Origin of the sequence: Kitasatospora sp. NPDC005751 (genome assembly GCF_040630835.1) — a bacterium.
GTDB lineage: Bacteria > Actinomycetota > Actinomycetes > Streptomycetales > Streptomycetaceae > Kitasatospora.
The window spans coordinates 1-16,174 of sequence record NZ_JBEXYC010000034.1 but is presented as its reverse complement, the minus strand read 5'-3'; the positions used below and the strand labels follow the sequence as shown (position 1 = coordinate 16,174).

At 70.8% G+C, this 16,174-nt stretch carries 10 protein-coding genes; 9 read left to right on the top strand and 1 reads right to left on the bottom strand.

Going from position 1 to position 16,174, the window contains the following annotated elements:
• Nucleotides 1-392 precede the first annotated feature (392 nt).
• Nucleotides 393-4,340, bottom strand: a complete 3,948-nt coding sequence (gene eccCa, locus ABZ497_RS25270; protein WP_359808461.1) for a type VII secretion protein EccCa — start codon at nucleotides 4,338-4,340, stop codon at nucleotides 393-395.
• 513 nt (nucleotides 4,341-4,853) lie between these two features.
• On the opposite strand from eccCa, the gene eccD reads away from it, so the two are divergent.
• The 9 genes from eccD to ABZ497_RS25225 all read left to right on the top strand — a co-directional run bounded on the left by eccD (nucleotide 4,854) and on the right by ABZ497_RS25225 (nucleotide 15,833).
• Nucleotides 4,854-6,311, top strand: a complete 1,458-nt coding sequence (gene eccD, locus ABZ497_RS25265) for a type VII secretion integral membrane protein EccD (RefSeq protein ID WP_359808459.1) — start codon at nucleotides 4,854-4,856, stop codon at nucleotides 6,309-6,311.
• Between the two features lie 163 nt (nucleotides 6,312-6,474).
• Nucleotides 6,475-6,765: a 30S ribosomal protein S15 gene (rpsO, locus tag ABZ497_RS25260; RefSeq protein WP_030397713.1), complete on the top strand. Its 291-nt coding sequence runs from the start codon at nucleotides 6,475-6,477 to the stop codon at nucleotides 6,763-6,765.
• Nucleotides 6,766-7,227: 462 nt separating this feature from the next.
• The gene (locus ABZ497_RS25255) at nucleotides 7,228-9,435 is read left to right on the top strand and encodes a polyribonucleotide nucleotidyltransferase (protein ID WP_329487696.1); all 2,208 of its coding nucleotides are present in this window, start codon (nucleotides 7,228-7,230) and stop codon (nucleotides 9,433-9,435) included.
• Between the two features lie 107 nt (nucleotides 9,436-9,542).
• A complete protein-coding gene (locus ABZ497_RS25250) occupies nucleotides 9,543-10,895 on the top strand; it encodes a pitrilysin family protein (RefSeq protein ID WP_329487695.1) in 1,353 nt (450 codons plus the stop codon).
• Between the two features lie 14 nt (nucleotides 10,896-10,909).
• Nucleotides 10,910-11,665 (top strand): 4-hydroxy-tetrahydrodipicolinate reductase, encoded by a 756-nt coding sequence (gene dapB / locus ABZ497_RS25245; protein ID WP_329487694.1) that lies wholly within the window; start codon nucleotides 10,910-10,912, stop codon nucleotides 11,663-11,665.
• Nucleotides 11,666-11,672: 7 nt separating this feature from the next.
• Nucleotides 11,673-12,134 carry a hypothetical protein gene (locus ABZ497_RS25240; protein WP_329487693.1) on the top strand — a complete coding sequence of 154 codons (462 nt, stop codon included), beginning with the start codon at nucleotides 11,673-11,675 and terminating at the stop codon, nucleotides 12,132-12,134.
• The gene (gene thyX / locus ABZ497_RS25235; RefSeq protein ID WP_329487692.1) at nucleotides 12,131-12,862 is read left to right on the top strand and encodes an FAD-dependent thymidylate synthase; all 732 of its coding nucleotides are present in this window, start codon (nucleotides 12,131-12,133) and stop codon (nucleotides 12,860-12,862) included. Before ABZ497_RS25240 ends, thyX begins: the two co-directional genes overlap by 4 nt.
• Nucleotides 12,863-13,077: 215 nt before the next feature.
• Nucleotides 13,078-13,977 carry a 4-hydroxy-tetrahydrodipicolinate synthase gene (dapA, locus tag ABZ497_RS25230; protein WP_352297641.1) on the top strand — a complete coding sequence of 300 codons (900 nt, stop codon included), beginning with the start codon at nucleotides 13,078-13,080 and terminating at the stop codon, nucleotides 13,975-13,977.
• A gap of 170 nt (nucleotides 13,978-14,147) precedes the next feature.
• Complete coding sequence (locus ABZ497_RS25225; RefSeq protein WP_359808455.1) at nucleotides 14,148-15,833, top strand: ribonuclease J; 1,686 nt, start codon at nucleotides 14,148-14,150, stop codon at nucleotides 15,831-15,833.
• Nucleotides 15,834-16,174 lie beyond the last annotated feature (341 nt).

Here is a 16,174-nt window from a genome sequence, read left to right as displayed (position 1 = left end):
CGGGCCGTCATGGAACCTTGGCCGTAATGACTGCGTCAATGCCGGAAATGCTTCGGAATCCGTTGCGAAGGTGGGCATAAACATGCGATCCGATGATCACCGACGGTGATTGTCACGCATGTCCGACTTGTTACCTCTGCCACATCGCGCTTGAATCCAAGGTGAACGGAGCATTGCGCGCGCTCATTCCAAGGCTGATGACCGGCTCGGAGAAGGTCGCCCAGGCGGCTTCCCGGAGCCGGTCACCGCCCGCCCGGGGTGCGGGAACCGCAGCCCAGAGCCGGAAAGATCTCCATAACGTTTCAGCACGTGGACGCGGAAGGGGCCGGGCTCCGCGGAACCCGACCCCTTCCCTCACTTTCCGTCACCGCCACCGGGGGCGGCCGCTCCCGCTACGCCGACGGCAACCAGCCCGTCTGCACCATCTGCCCGCTGGTGATCCGGCGCGAGACGAACACGCCCCGGCCCGGCGGCAGCGGCTGCGGCTTGACGGTGCCCAGCAGCGCGCCCTCGTCCTTGTTGCCGGAGAGGATCACGCCCTGGCCGCCCAGCTCCCGCATCCGCTGCATCACCGGCTCGTAGAGCGAACGGCCGGCGCCGCCCGCGCTCCGCGCGATGATCACGCGCAGGCCGATGTCCCGGGCGAACGGCAGGAACTCGGCCAGCGGCGCCAGCGGGTTCCCCGAACCGGTCGCCACCAGCTCGTAGTCGTCCACGATCACGAACATGTCCTTGCCGCTGTACCAGCTGCGGTTGCGCAGCTGGTCGGCGGTCACGTCCGGACCGGGGAGCCGGCGCGAGCAGGCCCCGCGCAGCATCTCCACGATGCTGGTCATGGCCGGCTGCGCGGCCGCGTACTCGACCAGGTACTCCTGCGGCACCGCGCCGAGCAGCGCGCGCCGGTAGTCGCCGACCACGATGCCGGCCTGGTCCGGGGTGTACCGCTCGGTGATCTGCTTGATCAGCATCCGCAGCGTCGCCGACTTACCGGACTCGGTGTCGCCGAAGACGATGAACAGCGGGTCCGTCTCGAAGTTGACGAACGCCGGCGCCAGCTCGACCTCGTCCACGCCGAAGGCGACCCCGCGCTCCGGGTACTCGAAGCCCTTCGGCAGCGAGTGGCCGTCCAGCACCGCCGGCAGCATCCGGACCTGCGGCGCGCGCGGGCCCGTCCAGGCCGCGTCCACGGCGGCGACCAGCGCGGTCACCCCGTCCTGGAGGTCGTCCACCGAGGACGAGCCGTCCAGCCGGGGCAGGCCGGAGAGGAAGTGCAGCTTGCCGGAGGTGACGCCGCGCCCCGGCAGGGCCGGGATGTTCTGCGCCACCCGGCGGTCCACCTCGGACTCCATCGCGTCACCGAGCTTGAGCTCGGTCCGGTTCTGCAGCAGGTCCTTCAGCGCCGGGCGGACCTCCGCGTAGCGGGCCGCCGTGATGATCAGGTGGACGCCGTACCCGAGACCGCGCTGGGCGATGTCCCCGATCACCGGCTCCAGCATCTCGAACTCCTGCTTGAAGGTGTTCCAGCCGTCGATCATCAGGAAGACGTCGCCGAACTGCTCGTCCGGCAGCTGACCGCTGGCCCGCCGGGACCGGTAGGTCGCGATCGAGTCGATCCCGGTCGCCCGGAACAGCTCCTCGCGCCGGTTCAGCACCCCGTGCACCTCGCTGATCATCCGGCGCACCTTCTCGGCGTCCAGACGACCGGCCACCCCGCCGACGTGCGGCAGGCCCTGCAGCGACTGGAAGCCGCCGCCACCGAAGTCCAGCAGGTAGAACTGCGCCTCCAGCGGCGTGTGGGTGAGCGCGAACCCGGCCACCGTGGTGCGCACCAGCGTCGACTTGCCGGACCGCGGGCCGCCCACGATCAGACCGTGACCGGCCGCACCCGAGTAGTCCTGGTGCAGCACGTCGCGGCGCTGCTCGCGCGGCCGGTCCACGATGCCGACCGGCACGTTGAGCCGGCCCAGCGCGCCGAAGCCCGGCGAGGTGAGACCGCGCTCCGCGGTCGCCTGCAGCGGCGGCAGCAACTGGTCGACGCTCGGCGCCTCGTCCAGCGGCGGCAGCCACACCTGGTGCGCGGCCGGGCCCTGCCCCGCCATCCGCTGCACGAAGACGTCCAGCACGGTGTCGACCAGCGCGTCGTCCTGCTCCACGACCTCCGGCTCCACCTCCTGCACCGGCGGCTCCAGCACCGGCACCTCGGCCGCGGTGAACAGCACCGGCTGCGCCGTCACCAGACGCCCGCCGGTCGACCGCTGCTGCCCCGGCGCCCGGTAGGGCCCCGAGACGTACGCGGCCTTGAACCGGTCCATCACGTCGGTGCCGAACTTCAGGTAGCCGACACCCGGCACCGGCGGCAGGTGGTACGCGTCCGGCACGCCGATGGCCGCCCGCGACTCGGCCGCCGAGAAGGTGCGCAGACCGATCCGGTACGACAGGTAGGTGTCCAGACCGCGCAGCTTGCCCTCCTCCAGGCGCTGCGAGGCCAGCAGCAGGTGCACGCCCAGCGAACGGCCGATCCGGCCGATCTGGATGAACATGTCGATGAAGTCCGGCTTCGCGGTGAGCAGCTCGGAGAACTCGTCGATGATCAGCACCAGCGAGGGCAGCGGGTCCAGCGCCGCACCCGCCGCGCGCGCCCGCTCGTACTCGTTGAGGTTGGCGTAGTTGCCGGCCGAGCGCAGCAGCTCCTGCCGGCGGTTCATCTCGCCCTCGATCGCGTCGCGCATGCGGTCGACCAGGGTGAGTTCGCCCTCCAGGTTGGTGATCACCGCCGAGGTGTGCGGCATGTCCGCCATCCCGGCGAAGGTCGCGCCGCCCTTGAAGTCCGCGAGGACGAAGTTCAGCGTCTCCGAGGAGTGCGTCATCGCCAGGCCCAGCACCAGGGTGCGCAGCAGCTCCGACTTGCCGGAGCCGGTCGCGCCGACGCAGAGGCCGTGCGGGCCCATGCCTTCGAGCGCCGCCTCCTTGATGTCCAGGTAGACGTGCTCGCCGCCGGCCCCGACGCCGATCGGCACCCGCAGCTTCTCGTGCTGCGCCCGCGTCCGCCAGCTGCGCGTCACGTCGAACGAGCCCGGGTCGCCCGAGTTCATCAGCTCGGTGAAGTCCAGGTTGGACAGCAGCGGTTCGTCGTCGCCGCCGGCCGAGATCCGGTACGGCGCCAGCTGCCGGGCCAGGGCCTCGGACTGCCAGGTGGAGAGCGTGTCCGGGGTGCCGGAGTACGTCGCGCCGGAGGCCGAACGCAGCACCAGCTCGTCCGGGGTCACCGTCACGATCAGGTGACCGGTCGGCTCGTCCAGGTCGCCCGGGACCACCTCGACGATGGTCACCCCGTGCACGCCCTCGGCGCCGGCCAGCAGCGAGTCGTGCGGGACGGACGCGCCGTCCATCACGACGATGATGTGCGGCTGGTCCGAGGACGGCGCCGCGTCGCGCACGAAGCGCTGGCGCCCCGCCAGTTCGTCCTGGAGCAGGTACTCCAGCTCACCGAGGCCGGTGGCGATCAGCCGCCGCGAACCCGCGCCGTCGCTGTCCTTGCGGTGCTGGTTGTGCGGGAGCCACTTGGTCCACTCCCACTCCTCCACCGCGCCCGGCGCCGCGGCCACCGTCACCAGCAGGTCGTCCGGCGAGTGCAGCGTCGTCAACTGGGCGATCATCGCCCGGACGTTGCCGTACACGGTGTCCGGGTCGCCGCACACCGTGATGTGGTAGAAGGCGCGCAGCGAGACCGCCAAGGGCAGGTCCTGCAGCGTGCCGTGGGCCTTCAGGAAGGTGTGCATGGCGGCCGCGGCGAGCGGTTCCAGCTCCTCCATCGGCGCGGTCTGCGGCGCCACCAGCGGGGTCGACAGCTGGACCGGCCCCCGGCCGACCCGGATCTGGGCGAAGTCGGCGTCCCCCGTGCGGCGTTCCCAGAGCCGGCGGCCGTCCGCGACGATCGACCAGAGCTGGTCCGGCTCCGGGTTCAGGAACAGCTGCGCGCCGCGCTGGCGCTCCGCCGTGCGGCGGACCTGGCGGCGCATCTGCTGCAGGTACTTCAGGTAGTCGCGCCGCTCGTCGGCGGTGGCGGTGGAACCGCCCTTGCGCGCCCGCACGATCTGCGCCAGCGCCATGCCGACGGTCGAGACGACCATCAGGCCGCCCATGATCTTCATCGGGGCCTGTGCGCCGGGCGAGAAGAAGAACACCGCCGACCCGCCCATGCCGAGCATCGGCAGCAGGCTCATCATCCAGTCCTCGCCGCCCGACCGGGGCAGCTCGGGCGGGGTGACCAACTCCACCGGTTCGTCCGGCACCGCCGGGGGATAGGCCCGCGCGGGGCGCTTGACCGTGATCACGCTCATACGCACCCCACCCCGCGGTTTCGAACGGTCTGATCGTTCACTTCGGCATCAGCCCTCACGCAAACTGGATACGTACGGGTGAGGGCGCCCCGTGTGACGCCGCCCCCGCTCCGCCGACCGCAGGCACCCGGGGAGGAGCGCGGCCCCTGCCCCCGTCGCCTTGCGCAGGGGCCGATCCTACTGGGGCGCGTTCCGGCGGATCAGCCAGGGCGGCCCCGTGGTGCCCGGGGCCCCGCCGGCCGCCGTTCCACCGGCCCCTGCGCGCCGGTGGGCGGGACCGGAACGGGTAGGGTAACGCCGCGCCAACTCATGGCCGGATCGAGTCAGTTCCAGCCCCGACCGGCCCGCGCCAGCAGCCAGCAGGAACCGCCGCCGGTACAGCGGCACCGTCAACAAGGGGGAGCGCCCAGTGCGTCGAGCGATCGAGGGGTGCGCAGTGAGCGAGCGGAACGAGCCACTCGTCAGGGAAGCGCGCCGTTCCCGGCACGCGTCGAGCGTCCGCGAGGTGGGGGCATGAGCACCTCCGCCACGACCGGCTTCTGCCGCGTCACCGTCGTCGCCCCGGACAGCCGGATCGACGTCGCCCTGCCCGAGGACGTCCCGCTCGCCGACGTCTACCCCGAGGTGCTGCGGCTCTCCGGGCAGACCCAGCCCGACGGCGCCCCGACCGGCTTCCACCTGGTCCGCCGCGACGGCACCGTGCTCGACAGCGGTCTGCCGCTCGCCGCGCAGCAGGTCCGCGACGGCGACCTGCTCAGCCTGCGCCCGTTCGCCGAGTCGCTGCCGCCGGCCGTCTACGACGACGTCGCCGACGCCATCGCCACCGCCGTCGAGGCCGACCGCCGGTTCTGGAGCCCCGAGTTGATGCGGGCCTTCGGCCTGATCGGCGCCGGCGTGCTGCTCACCCTGCTCGGCTTCGCGCTCTGGTTCTCCGACCTGCGCCACGACATGCACGGCCTGCCCGGCGTCCTGTCCGGCGTCATCGCCGTCGTGCTCACCGCCCTGGCCGGCGTCCGCGCCCGGGTGTACCAGGACGCCTGGGCCGCGCTCGCGCTCGGCCTCGGCGCGCTGCCGCACGCCCTGATCGGCGGCAGCGGCCTCATCGCGGTCGCCCACCCGTGGGACGGCCCGGGCCGGCTCCAGTTCCTCACCGGCTGCGTCGCCGTCCTGGTGGTGGCCGTCCTGCTGGTCGGCCTGCTGCCGGAGAAGGACTCGCTGTTCGTGGCCGCCGCCTTCGTGGCCGCCGCCGGTGCGCTGGCCACCTTCGCGGCCGTCCTGCTGCCGTCGACCCCGGCCAACCACATCGCCGCGGTCACCGGCGTCGCCGCCGTCGCCGTGATCGGCTTCCTGCCCGGCCTCTCCGCCCGGTTCGCCCGGCTGCCCGTCGGCTTCAGCGCCCCCGGCCAGACCCGGACCCGCAGCCGGGACTACGACGACGAGGCCGGCCGCGCCGAGGCCGTCCAGTACGAGCGCATCGCCCACCAGGCCCGCCGCGGCCACGAGGTGCTGGTCGGCCTGGTCGGCGGCTGCGCCGCGGTGATCGTCGGCGCCTGCGCCGTCCTCGGCTTCACCGACGAGCTCTTCCCGGAGCTGCTCGCCCTCACCCTCGGCATCGCCACCATGCTGCGCGCCCGGCTGTTCCGCTACACCGCGCAGGTCTTCAGCCTCACCATCGCCGGCCTGTTCGGCCTGTCGCTGCTGATCGTCGGCCTCTCGCTGCACACCCCGCTGTTCATCCTGAAGGCCGCCAGCTCCACCGACGTGGACCTGCGCACCATCTGGCTGGCCACCTCGATCGCTTTCGGCGCCGCGGTGCTCACCGCGATCGCCCTGGTGGTGCCCCGGCTCGGCGTCTCGCCGTTCTGGGGGCGCATCCTGGACCTGGTCGACAGCCTCACCCTGATCGCCCTCGTCCCGCTGGCGTTGGGCGTGCTGGAGGTCTACGGCCTGGTCCGCGGCGCCACCGGCTGACCGGTCGCACCGGGCACACTGGTACGCTTGCCCTTCGAGTGCAGCAGGGTGTCCGCCCCTCGCGGGTCGCCGACCGCCGGCCGCACTCAGTCACGACACCGAGTTCTCGCAGAGTCCTGTGCCGTAGACCAGGCCCGCTCGGTACCACCTCAAAGGAGTTGCAGTGGCTCTCGCCTCTGACGTCAAGAAGCAGATCTTCGCCGAGTTCGGCCAGAAGGAGGGCGACACCGGCTCCCCCGAGGTCCAGGTCGCCATGCTCTCGCGCCGCATCTCGGACCTGACCGAGCACCTCAAGGCCCACAAGCACGACCACCACTCGCGTCGTGGCCTGCTGATCCTGGTCGGCCAGCGCCGCCGCCTGCTGCAGTACCTGGCCAAGAAGGACATCGAGCGCTTCCGTACGCTCGTCGACCGTCTGGGCATCCGCCGCGGTGCCGCCGGTGGCGCCCGCTAAGACCGCCGCTCGGGGCGGCTCCCCACACCGGGGAGCCGCCCCTCGCGCGTATGCCGCGGTCGCCGACCCGCGACCCGGCACCGTATAACAACTCGCGCGCACCTCCCCTGGTGGCCGAGGATTGCACCGTAGGGTTGTGGGCATGCCGGGTGATGGCGCGACACCGCGCCACCCGGGCGAAAGACCCCGACCCCCCGCGGGACGAAGGCTTCAAACGGAAGCCGCCCGCATCCGAGAGAGCGTCCAGACGCGGACCGCCCGCCCCGGCCTGGCAGCCGAGAGGCGCCGGTCCTCGGTAGTGGCCGCCGGAAGCCCCGCAGACCGAGCGGGGCCCACCGGAGGCTTCGATCGAAGACCGGCCCGACTGCCTTCCTCTGCGCAAGAGCGCACGAGGGCCCGGGCCACCGGCAGCGATGCGCGGGGGCGCTCTCCCGGAGACGTACGAAAGAGGAGATCTTCCAGGTGGAAGAGAACGTGTTCTACGCCGAAGCCGTGATCGACAACGGTTCCTTCGGCACCCGTACCATCCGCTTCGAGACGGGCCGCCTGGCCCGTCAGGCCGCCGGCTCCGCCGTGGCCTACCTGGACGACGACACCATGGTGCTGTCGGCCACCAGCGCCTCCAAGCAGCCGAAGGAGCACTTCGACTTCTTCCCGCTGACCGTGGACGTCGAGGAGCGGATGTACGCCGCCGGGCGCATCCCCGGCTCGTTCTTCCGTCGCGAGGGCCGGCCCTCCGAGGACGCGATCCTCACCTGCCGCCTGATCGACCGCCCGCTGCGCCCGTCCTTCGTCAAGGGCCTGCGCAACGAGATCCAGGTCGTCGTCACCGTGATGGCGCTCAACCCCGACCACCTGTACGACGTGGTGGCCATCAACGCCGCCTCCGCGTCCACCCAGCTGGCGGGCCTGCCGTTCTCCGGCCCGATCGGCGGCGTCCGCGTCGCGCTGATCAAGGGCCAGTGGGTGGCCTTCCCGACCCACTCCGAGCTGGAGTCGGCCGTCTTCGACATGGTCGTCGCCGGCCGCGTCCTGCCCGACGGTGACGTCGCGATCATGATGGTCGAGGCCGAGGCCACCGACAAGACCATCAAGCTGGTCGAGGGCGGCGCCGAGGCGCCGACCGAGGACGTCGTCGCCGCCGGTCTGGACGCCGCGAAGCCGTTCATCAAGGTGCTCTGCGCCGCGCAGTCCCAGCTGGCCGCCCAGGCCGCCAAGCCCACCGGCGAGTTCCCGGTCTTCCTGGACTACCAGGACGACGTGCTCGCCGCCCTGACCGCCGCGGTCAAGGACGAGCTGGCCCAGGCGCTCACCATCCCGGGCAAGCAGGAGCGCAACAACGAGCTGGACCGCGTCAAGGCGATCGCCGCCGAGAAGCTCCTGCCGGAGTTCGAGGGTCGCGAGAAGGAGATCAGCGCCGCGTACAACGCGCTGACCAAGAAGGTCGTGCGCGAGCGCGTCATCAAGGACAAGGTCCGCATCGACGGCCGCGGTGTCACCGACATCCGCACCCTGGCCGCCGAGGTCGAGGCCATCCCGCGCGTCCACGGCTCGGCCCTGTTCGAGCGCGGCGAGACCCAGATCCTGGGTGTCACCACGCTGAACATGCTGCGCATGGAGCAGCAGCTGGACACGCTCTCCCCGGAGACGCGTCGCCGCTACATGCACAACTACAACTTCCCGCCGTACTCGGTCGGCGAGACCGGCCGCGTGGGCTCGCCCAAGCGCCGCGAGATCGGCCACGGCGCGCTGGCGGAGCGGGCGATCCTGCCCGTGCTGCCGACCCGCGAGGAGTTCCCCTACGCGATCCGCCAGGTCTCCGAGGCGCTGAGCTCCAACGGCTCCACCTCGATGGGCTCGGTCTGCGCCTCCACCATGTCGCTGCTGAACGCCGGTGTGCCGCTGAAGGCCGCCGTCGCCGGTATCGCCATGGGCCTCATCTCGCAGGAGATCGACGGCGAGACGCACTACGTCGCGCTGACCGACATCCTGGGCGCCGAGGACGCGTACGGCGACATGGACTTCAAGGTCGCCGGTACCCGCAACTTCATCACCGCGCTGCAGCTGGACACCAAGCTGAACGGCATCCCGGCCTCCGTGCTGGCCGCCGCGCTGAAGCAGGCCAAGGACGCCCGCCTGCACATCCTCGACGTGATGAACGAGGCCATCGACGCGCCCGACGAGATGTCGCCGAACGCGCCGCGCATCATCACCATCAAGATCCCGGTGGACAAGATCGGTGAGGTCATCGGCCCCAAGGGCAAGATGATCAACCAGATCCAGGAGGACACCGGCGCGGACATCACCATCGAGGACGACGGCACCATCTACATCGGTGCGGTCGACGGTCCCTCGGCGGAGGCTGCCCGTACGACGATCAACCAGATCGCCAACCCGACCATGCCGGAGGTCGGGGAGCGCTACCTGGGCACCGTGGTGAAGACCACGACGTTCGGCGCGTTCGTTTCGCTCATGCCGGGCAAGGACGGCCTGCTGCACATCTCGCAGATCCGCAAGCTGGCCGGTGGCAAGCGCGTGGAGAACGTCGAGGACGTGCTCGCCGTCGGCGCCAAGGTCCAGGTCGAGATCGCCGAGATCGACCCGCGCGGCAAGCTCTCGCTGATCCCGGTCGTCGAGGGCGAAGAGGGTGGCGAGGCCGCTTCCGAGTGAAGCGCCGCTAGCCCCCCGGTTCGATAGAAGCGGCCGCGGCCCGCACGCCCCGTCGGCGTGCGGGCCGCACCCTGTTGTTGCACATGCTTTCTACGGAGGTACACCCCGTGGCCCAGGCCTCGGCGGCGAAGCAGCGCCCCGGCACCACCCGGACCCTGCTCAAGGGCGTGGACGGCGCCGGCACGGTGCGCCGCACCGTCCTCCCCGGCGGCCTGCGGGTCGTCACCGAGACCCTGCCGACGGTGCGCTCCGCGACCTTCGGCATCTGGGTCGGAGTCGGTTCGCGGGACGAGACCCCCCAGCTCAACGGAGCCACGCACTACCTGGAGCACCTGCTCTTCAAGGGCACCGAGCGGCGCAGCGCGCTGGACATCTCGGCCGCCCTGGACGCGGTCGGCGGTGAGATGAACGCCTTCACCGCCAAGGAGAACACCTGCTACTACGCCAGGGTGCTCGACACCGACCTGCCGCTCGCCATCGACGTGGTGTGCGACATGCTCACCGGCTCGCTGATCCGCCCGGAGGACGTCGAGGCCGAGCGCGGCGTCATCCTGGAGGAGATGGCGATGGCGGAGGACGACCCGGGTGACGTGGTGCACGACCTCTTCGCCAAGGTGATCTTCGGCAGCGGCCCGCTCGGCCGCCCGATCCTCGGCACCCAGGAGACGGTCAACGGGCTCACCCGCGACCAGATCGCCGGGTTCTTCCACCGCCGCTACAAGCCCGAGCACCTGGTCGTCGCCGCGGCCGGCAATCTCGACCACCGCAAGGTGGTCCGCCAGGTCGAGAAGGCCTTCGCGGCGCTGCTGGCGCGCTCCGGGGCCGAGCCCGCCGAGGCCCGCCGCGGCGTCAAGGCCGTGCGCACCGCCGGCAAGGTCGAGGTGCTCAACCGCTCCACCGAGCAGGCCCACCTGGTGCTCGGCGTGCCCGGGGTGCCGCGCCACGACGAGCGCCGCTGGGCGATGGGCGTGCTGAACGCGGCACTCGGCGGCGGGATGAGCTCGCGGTTGTTCCAGGAGGTCCGGGAGAAGCGCGGCCTGGCGTACTCGGTGTACTCGTACTCGTCCTCCTACGCGGACAGCGGCCTGTTCGGCATCTACGCCGGCTGCCAGCCCAAGCGCGTCGAGGAGGTGCTGCGGATCTGCCGCGAGGAGCTCGCCAAGGTGGTCGCCGACGGCATCACCGAGGAGGAGCTGCGCCGGGCGATCGGCCAGATCTCCGGCTCCACCGTGCTCGGCATGGAGGACACCGGCTCCCTGATGAACCGGATCGGCAAGGCCGAGCTGAGCTACGGCCACCACCTCTCGGTGGACGACATGCTGGCGAGGATCGCGGCCGTGACCCTGGACGACGTCCACGCGGTGGCCCGTGACGTGCTGGGCGCGCACCGGCCCTCGCTGGCGCTGATCGGTCCGATCAACGACAAGCGGGCCGCCCGGCTCGCCGACCTGCTGGTCTGAAGGGACTTCTCACCATGACGCTGCGTGTCGCCGTGATCGGCGCGAAGGGCCGGATCGGCTCCGAGGCGGTCAAGGCCGTCGAGGCCGCCCCCGACCTGGAGCTGGTCGCCGCCCTGGGCCGGGGATCGGACCTCGACGAGCTGACCCGGGCCGGGGCCCAGGTCGCTGTCGAGCTGACCCACCCCGACTCGGTGATGGCCAACCTCGACTACTGCGTCCACCACGGCATCCACGTCGTCACCGGGACCACCGGCTGGGACGACGCGCGGCTGGGCGAGCTGGAGGGCTGGCTGATGCCGGGCGGCGAGCCGCGGCCGCTCGGTGTGCTGGTCGCGCCGAACTTCTCGCTGGGCGCGGTGCTGGGCATGAAGTTCGCCCAGACCGCCGCCAGGTACTTCGAGTCGGTCGAGGTCGTCGAGCTGCACCACGACCGCAAGGCCGACGCGCCGAGCGGTACGGCCACCCGGACCGCGCAGCTGATCGCCGCGGCCCGCGCCGAGGCCGGCCGCCCGCCGCAGCAGGACCCGACCACGCACAGCCTGCCCGGTGCCCGCGGCGCGGACGTGGACGGGATCCCGGTGCACGCCGTCCGGCTGCGCGGCCTGCTGGCGCACCAGCAGGTGATGTTCGGCGACACCGGCGAGACCCTCACCATCCGGCACGACTCGCTGCACCACAGCAGCTTCATGCCGGGCATCCTGCTCGGGGTGCGCAAGGTCGTCGAGAACCACGGTCTCACCGTGGGCCTTGAGAACTTCCTGGACCTGTGAGCGACCGGTGACCTCCCGTACCGGTTTCTTCGTCCTCTCCGGCGTGCTGCTGCTGGTGGCCCTGGTCTGCGTCGGCGAGGGCGTCCAGCTGATCGCCACCGGCAAGCCGCTCGGCATCGGCCTGGGCCTGTGCGCCTTCGTCGTCCCGCCGATCGGGGTCTGGTTCCTGCGCCAGACCGTCCGCTTCGGCCGGGCCAGCGAGCGGCTCGCCCGCGAGCTGGAGGCCGAGGGCGGCCTGCCGGTGGACGAGCTGAAGCGCACCGCCGGCGGCCGGATCGACCGGGACTCGGCCGACGCGGTGTTCGCCCGCCGCAAGGCCGAGGCGGAGGCCTCGCCCGGCGACTGGCGGGTCTTCTTCCGCCTCGCGGTGGCGTACGCCGACGCCGGCGACACCCCCCGCGCCCGTAAGACCATGCAGCACGCGATCCGGCTGCACCGCACCAACGAACCCGCAAGGAGTACCGCGTGACCGACGAACCCACCGCCCCCAGGTTCCGCAGCGATGTCACCGTGGAGCTGGTCCGCAGCTCCGCCGCCGACTCGGACGTCATCTGGGCGGCCCGGGTCTCGACGGCCGGGGAGCAGTCCCTGGAGGCGTTGCAGCAGGACCCGGAGAAGTCCACCGGTCTGATCAACTACCTGATGCGGGACCGGCACGGTACGCCGTTCGAGCACAACTCGATGACCTTCTTCATCAGTGCGCCGATCTTCGTCTTCCGGGAGTTCCACCGCCACCGCAGCGGCTGGTCGTACAACGAGGAGTCCGGCCGCTACCGCGAGCTGCAGCCGGTGTTCTACGTGCCCGGTGAGGAGCGCAAGCTCGTCCAGCAGGGCCGCCCGGGGCGCTACGAGTTCGTCGAGGGCACGCCGAAGCAGTTCGACGTGGTCGCCGAGCAGATGGAGGCCGCCTACCAGGGGGCCTACCGGGCGTACCAGGAGATGCTGGCGGCCGGTGTCGCCCGCGAGGTGGCCCGGGCCGTGCTGCCGGTCGGCCTGTTCTCCTCGATGTACGCGACCTGCAACGCCCGCTCGCTGATGCACTTCCTGTCGCTGCGGACCAAGAAGGAGAACGCCGCGGTGCCGTCGTTCCCGCAGCGCGAGATCGAGATGGTCGCCGAGCAGATGGAGGAGCAGTGGGCCCGGCTCATGCCGCTCACCCATGCGGCCTTCGAGAAGCACGGCCGGGTCGCCCCCTGACCTGGGGTGACAGGCATCTGGGCGGCTTGCCTGGCATGTCTGGATTGCGGCTTTTCTAGCCGCTCCCTACGCTCGTGACACGGATTCCGGTGCTGCGTGAACCCCCGAGCATGCAGCACCGGAATCCCATCTCTGTGCCGCTCCGCGCGCCACACCTGTCCGAACCCTGGACCGGCCTGGGTACCGCCCCACCGCCTACGAGTAGTTTTGGACGCATGGCTCCGACCTCCACCCCCCAGACGCCGTTCGGCCGGGTCCTGACCGCGATGGTGACCCCGTTCACCGCTGACGGCGGGCTCGACCTCGACGGCGCCCAGCGCCTCGCCGCACACCTCGTCGACGCAGGCAACGACGGCCTCGTCCTCAACGGCACCACCGGTGAGTCCCCGACCACCAGCGACGCCGAGAAGGCCCGGCTGGTCCGCGCCGTCGTGGAAGCGGTGGGGGACCGCGCCCACGTGGTGGCCGGTGTCGGCACCAACGACACGCACCACAGCGCCGACCTCGCCCGCCAGGCCGAGGCGGCCGGGGCCCACGGCCTGCTGGTCGTCACGCCGTACTACAGCAAGCCCCCGCAGGAGGGCCTGTACCGGCACACCACGCACATCGCGGACGCCACCGGCCTGCCGGTCATGCTCTACGACATTCCCGGCCGCAGCGGTGTCGCGCTGAGCCACGAGACGCTGGTCCGGCTCGGCGAGCACCCGCGGATCGTCGCCAACAAGGACGCCAAGGGCGACCTCGGCGCCGCCGCCTGGGCCATCGCCCGCTCCGACCTGGCGTGGTACTCCGGCGACGACATCCTCAACCTGCCGCTGCTCTCGGTCGGCGCCGTCGGTGTGGTCAGCGTGGTCGGGCACGTGGTCGCCGCGGAGCTGCGCAGCATGGTCGACGCCTACCTGGGCGGGGATGTGGCCAAGGCCACGGCGATCCACCAGAGCCTGCTGCCGGTCTTCAGCGGTATGTTCCGCACGCAGGGTGTCATCCTCACCAAGGCGGCCCTGGAGCTGCAGGGCCGGCCCGCCGGCCCGCTCCGGCTGCCGCTGGTCGGCGCGACTTCCGAGGAGATCGCGCAATTGAAGAAGGATCTCGCCGCCGGCGGGGTACACCTGTAACAGACAAGACGTGCGCGCCCCGGCTCGCCGGACCTCCCAGGAGGGCCGCCGCTGGACCGGAACGAAGGCGTGAGAGTACTTACCCAGTAGGAAACCGACACTGAGTACGCACGCCATATGTCTCTCGGGGAGGACCCCAGGCATATGGCGTGCGTCGTGAGGAGAGTCTTTTGAGCCACCCGCATCCCGAACTCGGCGCGCCCCCGGCCCTCAAGGAGGGCGCCCTGCGCATCACTCCGCTCGGCGGCCTCGGCGAGATCGGCCGCAACATGACGGTCCTCGAATTCGGGGACCGCATTCTCATCGTCGACTGCGGCGTCCTCTTCCCCGAGGACGAGCAGCCCGGCGTCGACCTGATCCTCCCGGACTTCAGCTACATCCGGGGCCGGCTCGACAAGATCGACGGCATCGTGCTGACCCACGGGCACGAGGACCACATCGGTGCCGTCCCGTTCCTGCTCCGGGAGAACCCGGACATCCCGCTGATCGGGTCGAAGCTCACCCTGGCGCTGATCGAGGCCAAGCTCGCCGAGCACCGCATCCACCCGTACGTGCTGGAGGTGAAGGAGGGCGACCGCGAGCGGATCGGCCCCTTCGACTGCCAGTTCATCGCGGTCAACCACTCCATCCCGGACGCGCTGGCCGTCGCCGTGCGCACGCCCGCCGGCATGGTGGTCGCCACCGGTGACTTCAAGATGGACCAGCTGCCGCTCGACGGCCGCCTCACCGACCTCCCGGCTTTCGCCAAGCTGGCCGAGGAGGGCATGGACCTGCTGCTGGTGGACTCCACCAACGCCGAGGTCCCCGGCTTCATCCCGCACGAGCGGGACATCTCGGCCGCGCTGCGGAACGTCTTCGCCAACGCCGACAAGCGCATCATCGTCGCCTCCTTCGCCAGCCACGTGCACCGCATCCAGCAGGTGCTGGACGCCGCGCACGAGTACAAGCGCAAGGTCGCCTTCGTCGGCCGCTCGATGGTCCGCAACATGGGCATCGCCCGCGACCTCGGCTACCTGAAGGTCCCCGGCAATCTGGTCGTCGACGTCAAGCAGCTGGACGACCTCCCGGACAAGGAGGTCGTGCTGATCTGCACCGGTTCGCAGGGCGAGCCGATGGCGGCGCTGTCCCGGATGGCCAACCGCGACCACCAGATCCGCATCGTCGAGGGCGACACCGTCATCCTGGCCTCGTCGCTGATCCCCGGCAACGAGAACGCCGTGTACCGGGTGATCAACGGCCTGACCCGCTGGGGCGCCAAGGTCGTGCACAAGGGCAACGCCAAGGTGCACGTCTCGGGCCACGCCTCGGCCGGCGAGCTGCTGTACTTCTTCAACATCTGCAAGCCGCGCAACCTGATGCCGGTGCACGGCGAATGGCGCCACCTGCGCGCCGCCGCCGACCTGGGCATCGCGACGGGCATCCCGAAGCACCGCACGGTCATCGCGGAGGACGGCGTCTGCGTCGACCTGGAGAACGGCGTCGCCCGCATCGTGGGCAAGGTGCAGGCCGGCTACGTCTACGTCGACGGTTCGTCCGTCGGCGACATCACCGAGGCGTCCCTGAAGGACCGCCGGATCCTCGGCGAGGAGGGCTTCATCTCGGTCTTCGTGGTGGTCGACTCCACCAACGGGAAGATCGTGGGCGGTCCGACCATCCAGGCCCGCGGTTCCGGCATCGACGACAAGGCGTTCACCCCGGTGGCGGCCAAGCTCCAGGAGGCACTGGACCGCTCGGCGGGCGACGGTGTCCTGGAGATCCGCCAGGTCCAGCAGCTCGTGCGCCGGACCATGGGCAAGTGGGTGGCGGACAACTACCGCCGCCGGCCGATGATCCTGCCGGTCGTCGTCGAGGTCTGAGCCTCCCCACGGCCAGTTTGACGTGGGGCGACCCGGTGCGTAGTGTTCTCCGGGTTGCCCCACGGGACGGCCTGCCGGAAGTTCTCGAACGAAATTCGAGAACAACAGGCGGAAAACGGCCCGAAAAACTCTGCTAGAGTTCGGGAGCGCCGAAAGGCGAAAGCCGATCAGGTAAATGAAACTCCGGAAAACGGAGCGGAAAACATCTGATAAGCTGGAAACACGAAAGAACGAAGCACCCGGAGAGCCCGCTGGAAGGCGGTCCGAAGGAAGTGTCCGTTCCTTGAGAACTCAACAGCGTGCCAAAAGTCAACGCCAGATATGTTGACATCCCCGGCCTT

What these genes read in the sequence shown, in the direction of transcription:
- eccD (WP_359808459.1), top strand. Translation starts at nt 4,854, where the DNA reads ATGAGCACCTCCGCCACGACCGGCTTCTGCCGCGTCACCGTCGTCGCC.
- dapA (WP_352297641.1), top strand. Translation starts at nt 13,078, where the DNA reads ATGGCTCCGACCTCCACCCCCCAGACGCCGTTCGGCCGGGTCCTGACC.
- eccCa (WP_359808461.1), bottom strand. Translation starts at nt 4,340, where the DNA reads ATGAGCGTGATCACGGTCAAGCGCCCCGCGCGGGCCTATCCCCCGGCG.
- dapB (WP_329487694.1), top strand. Translation starts at nt 10,910, where the DNA reads ATGACGCTGCGTGTCGCCGTGATCGGCGCGAAGGGCCGGATCGGCTCC.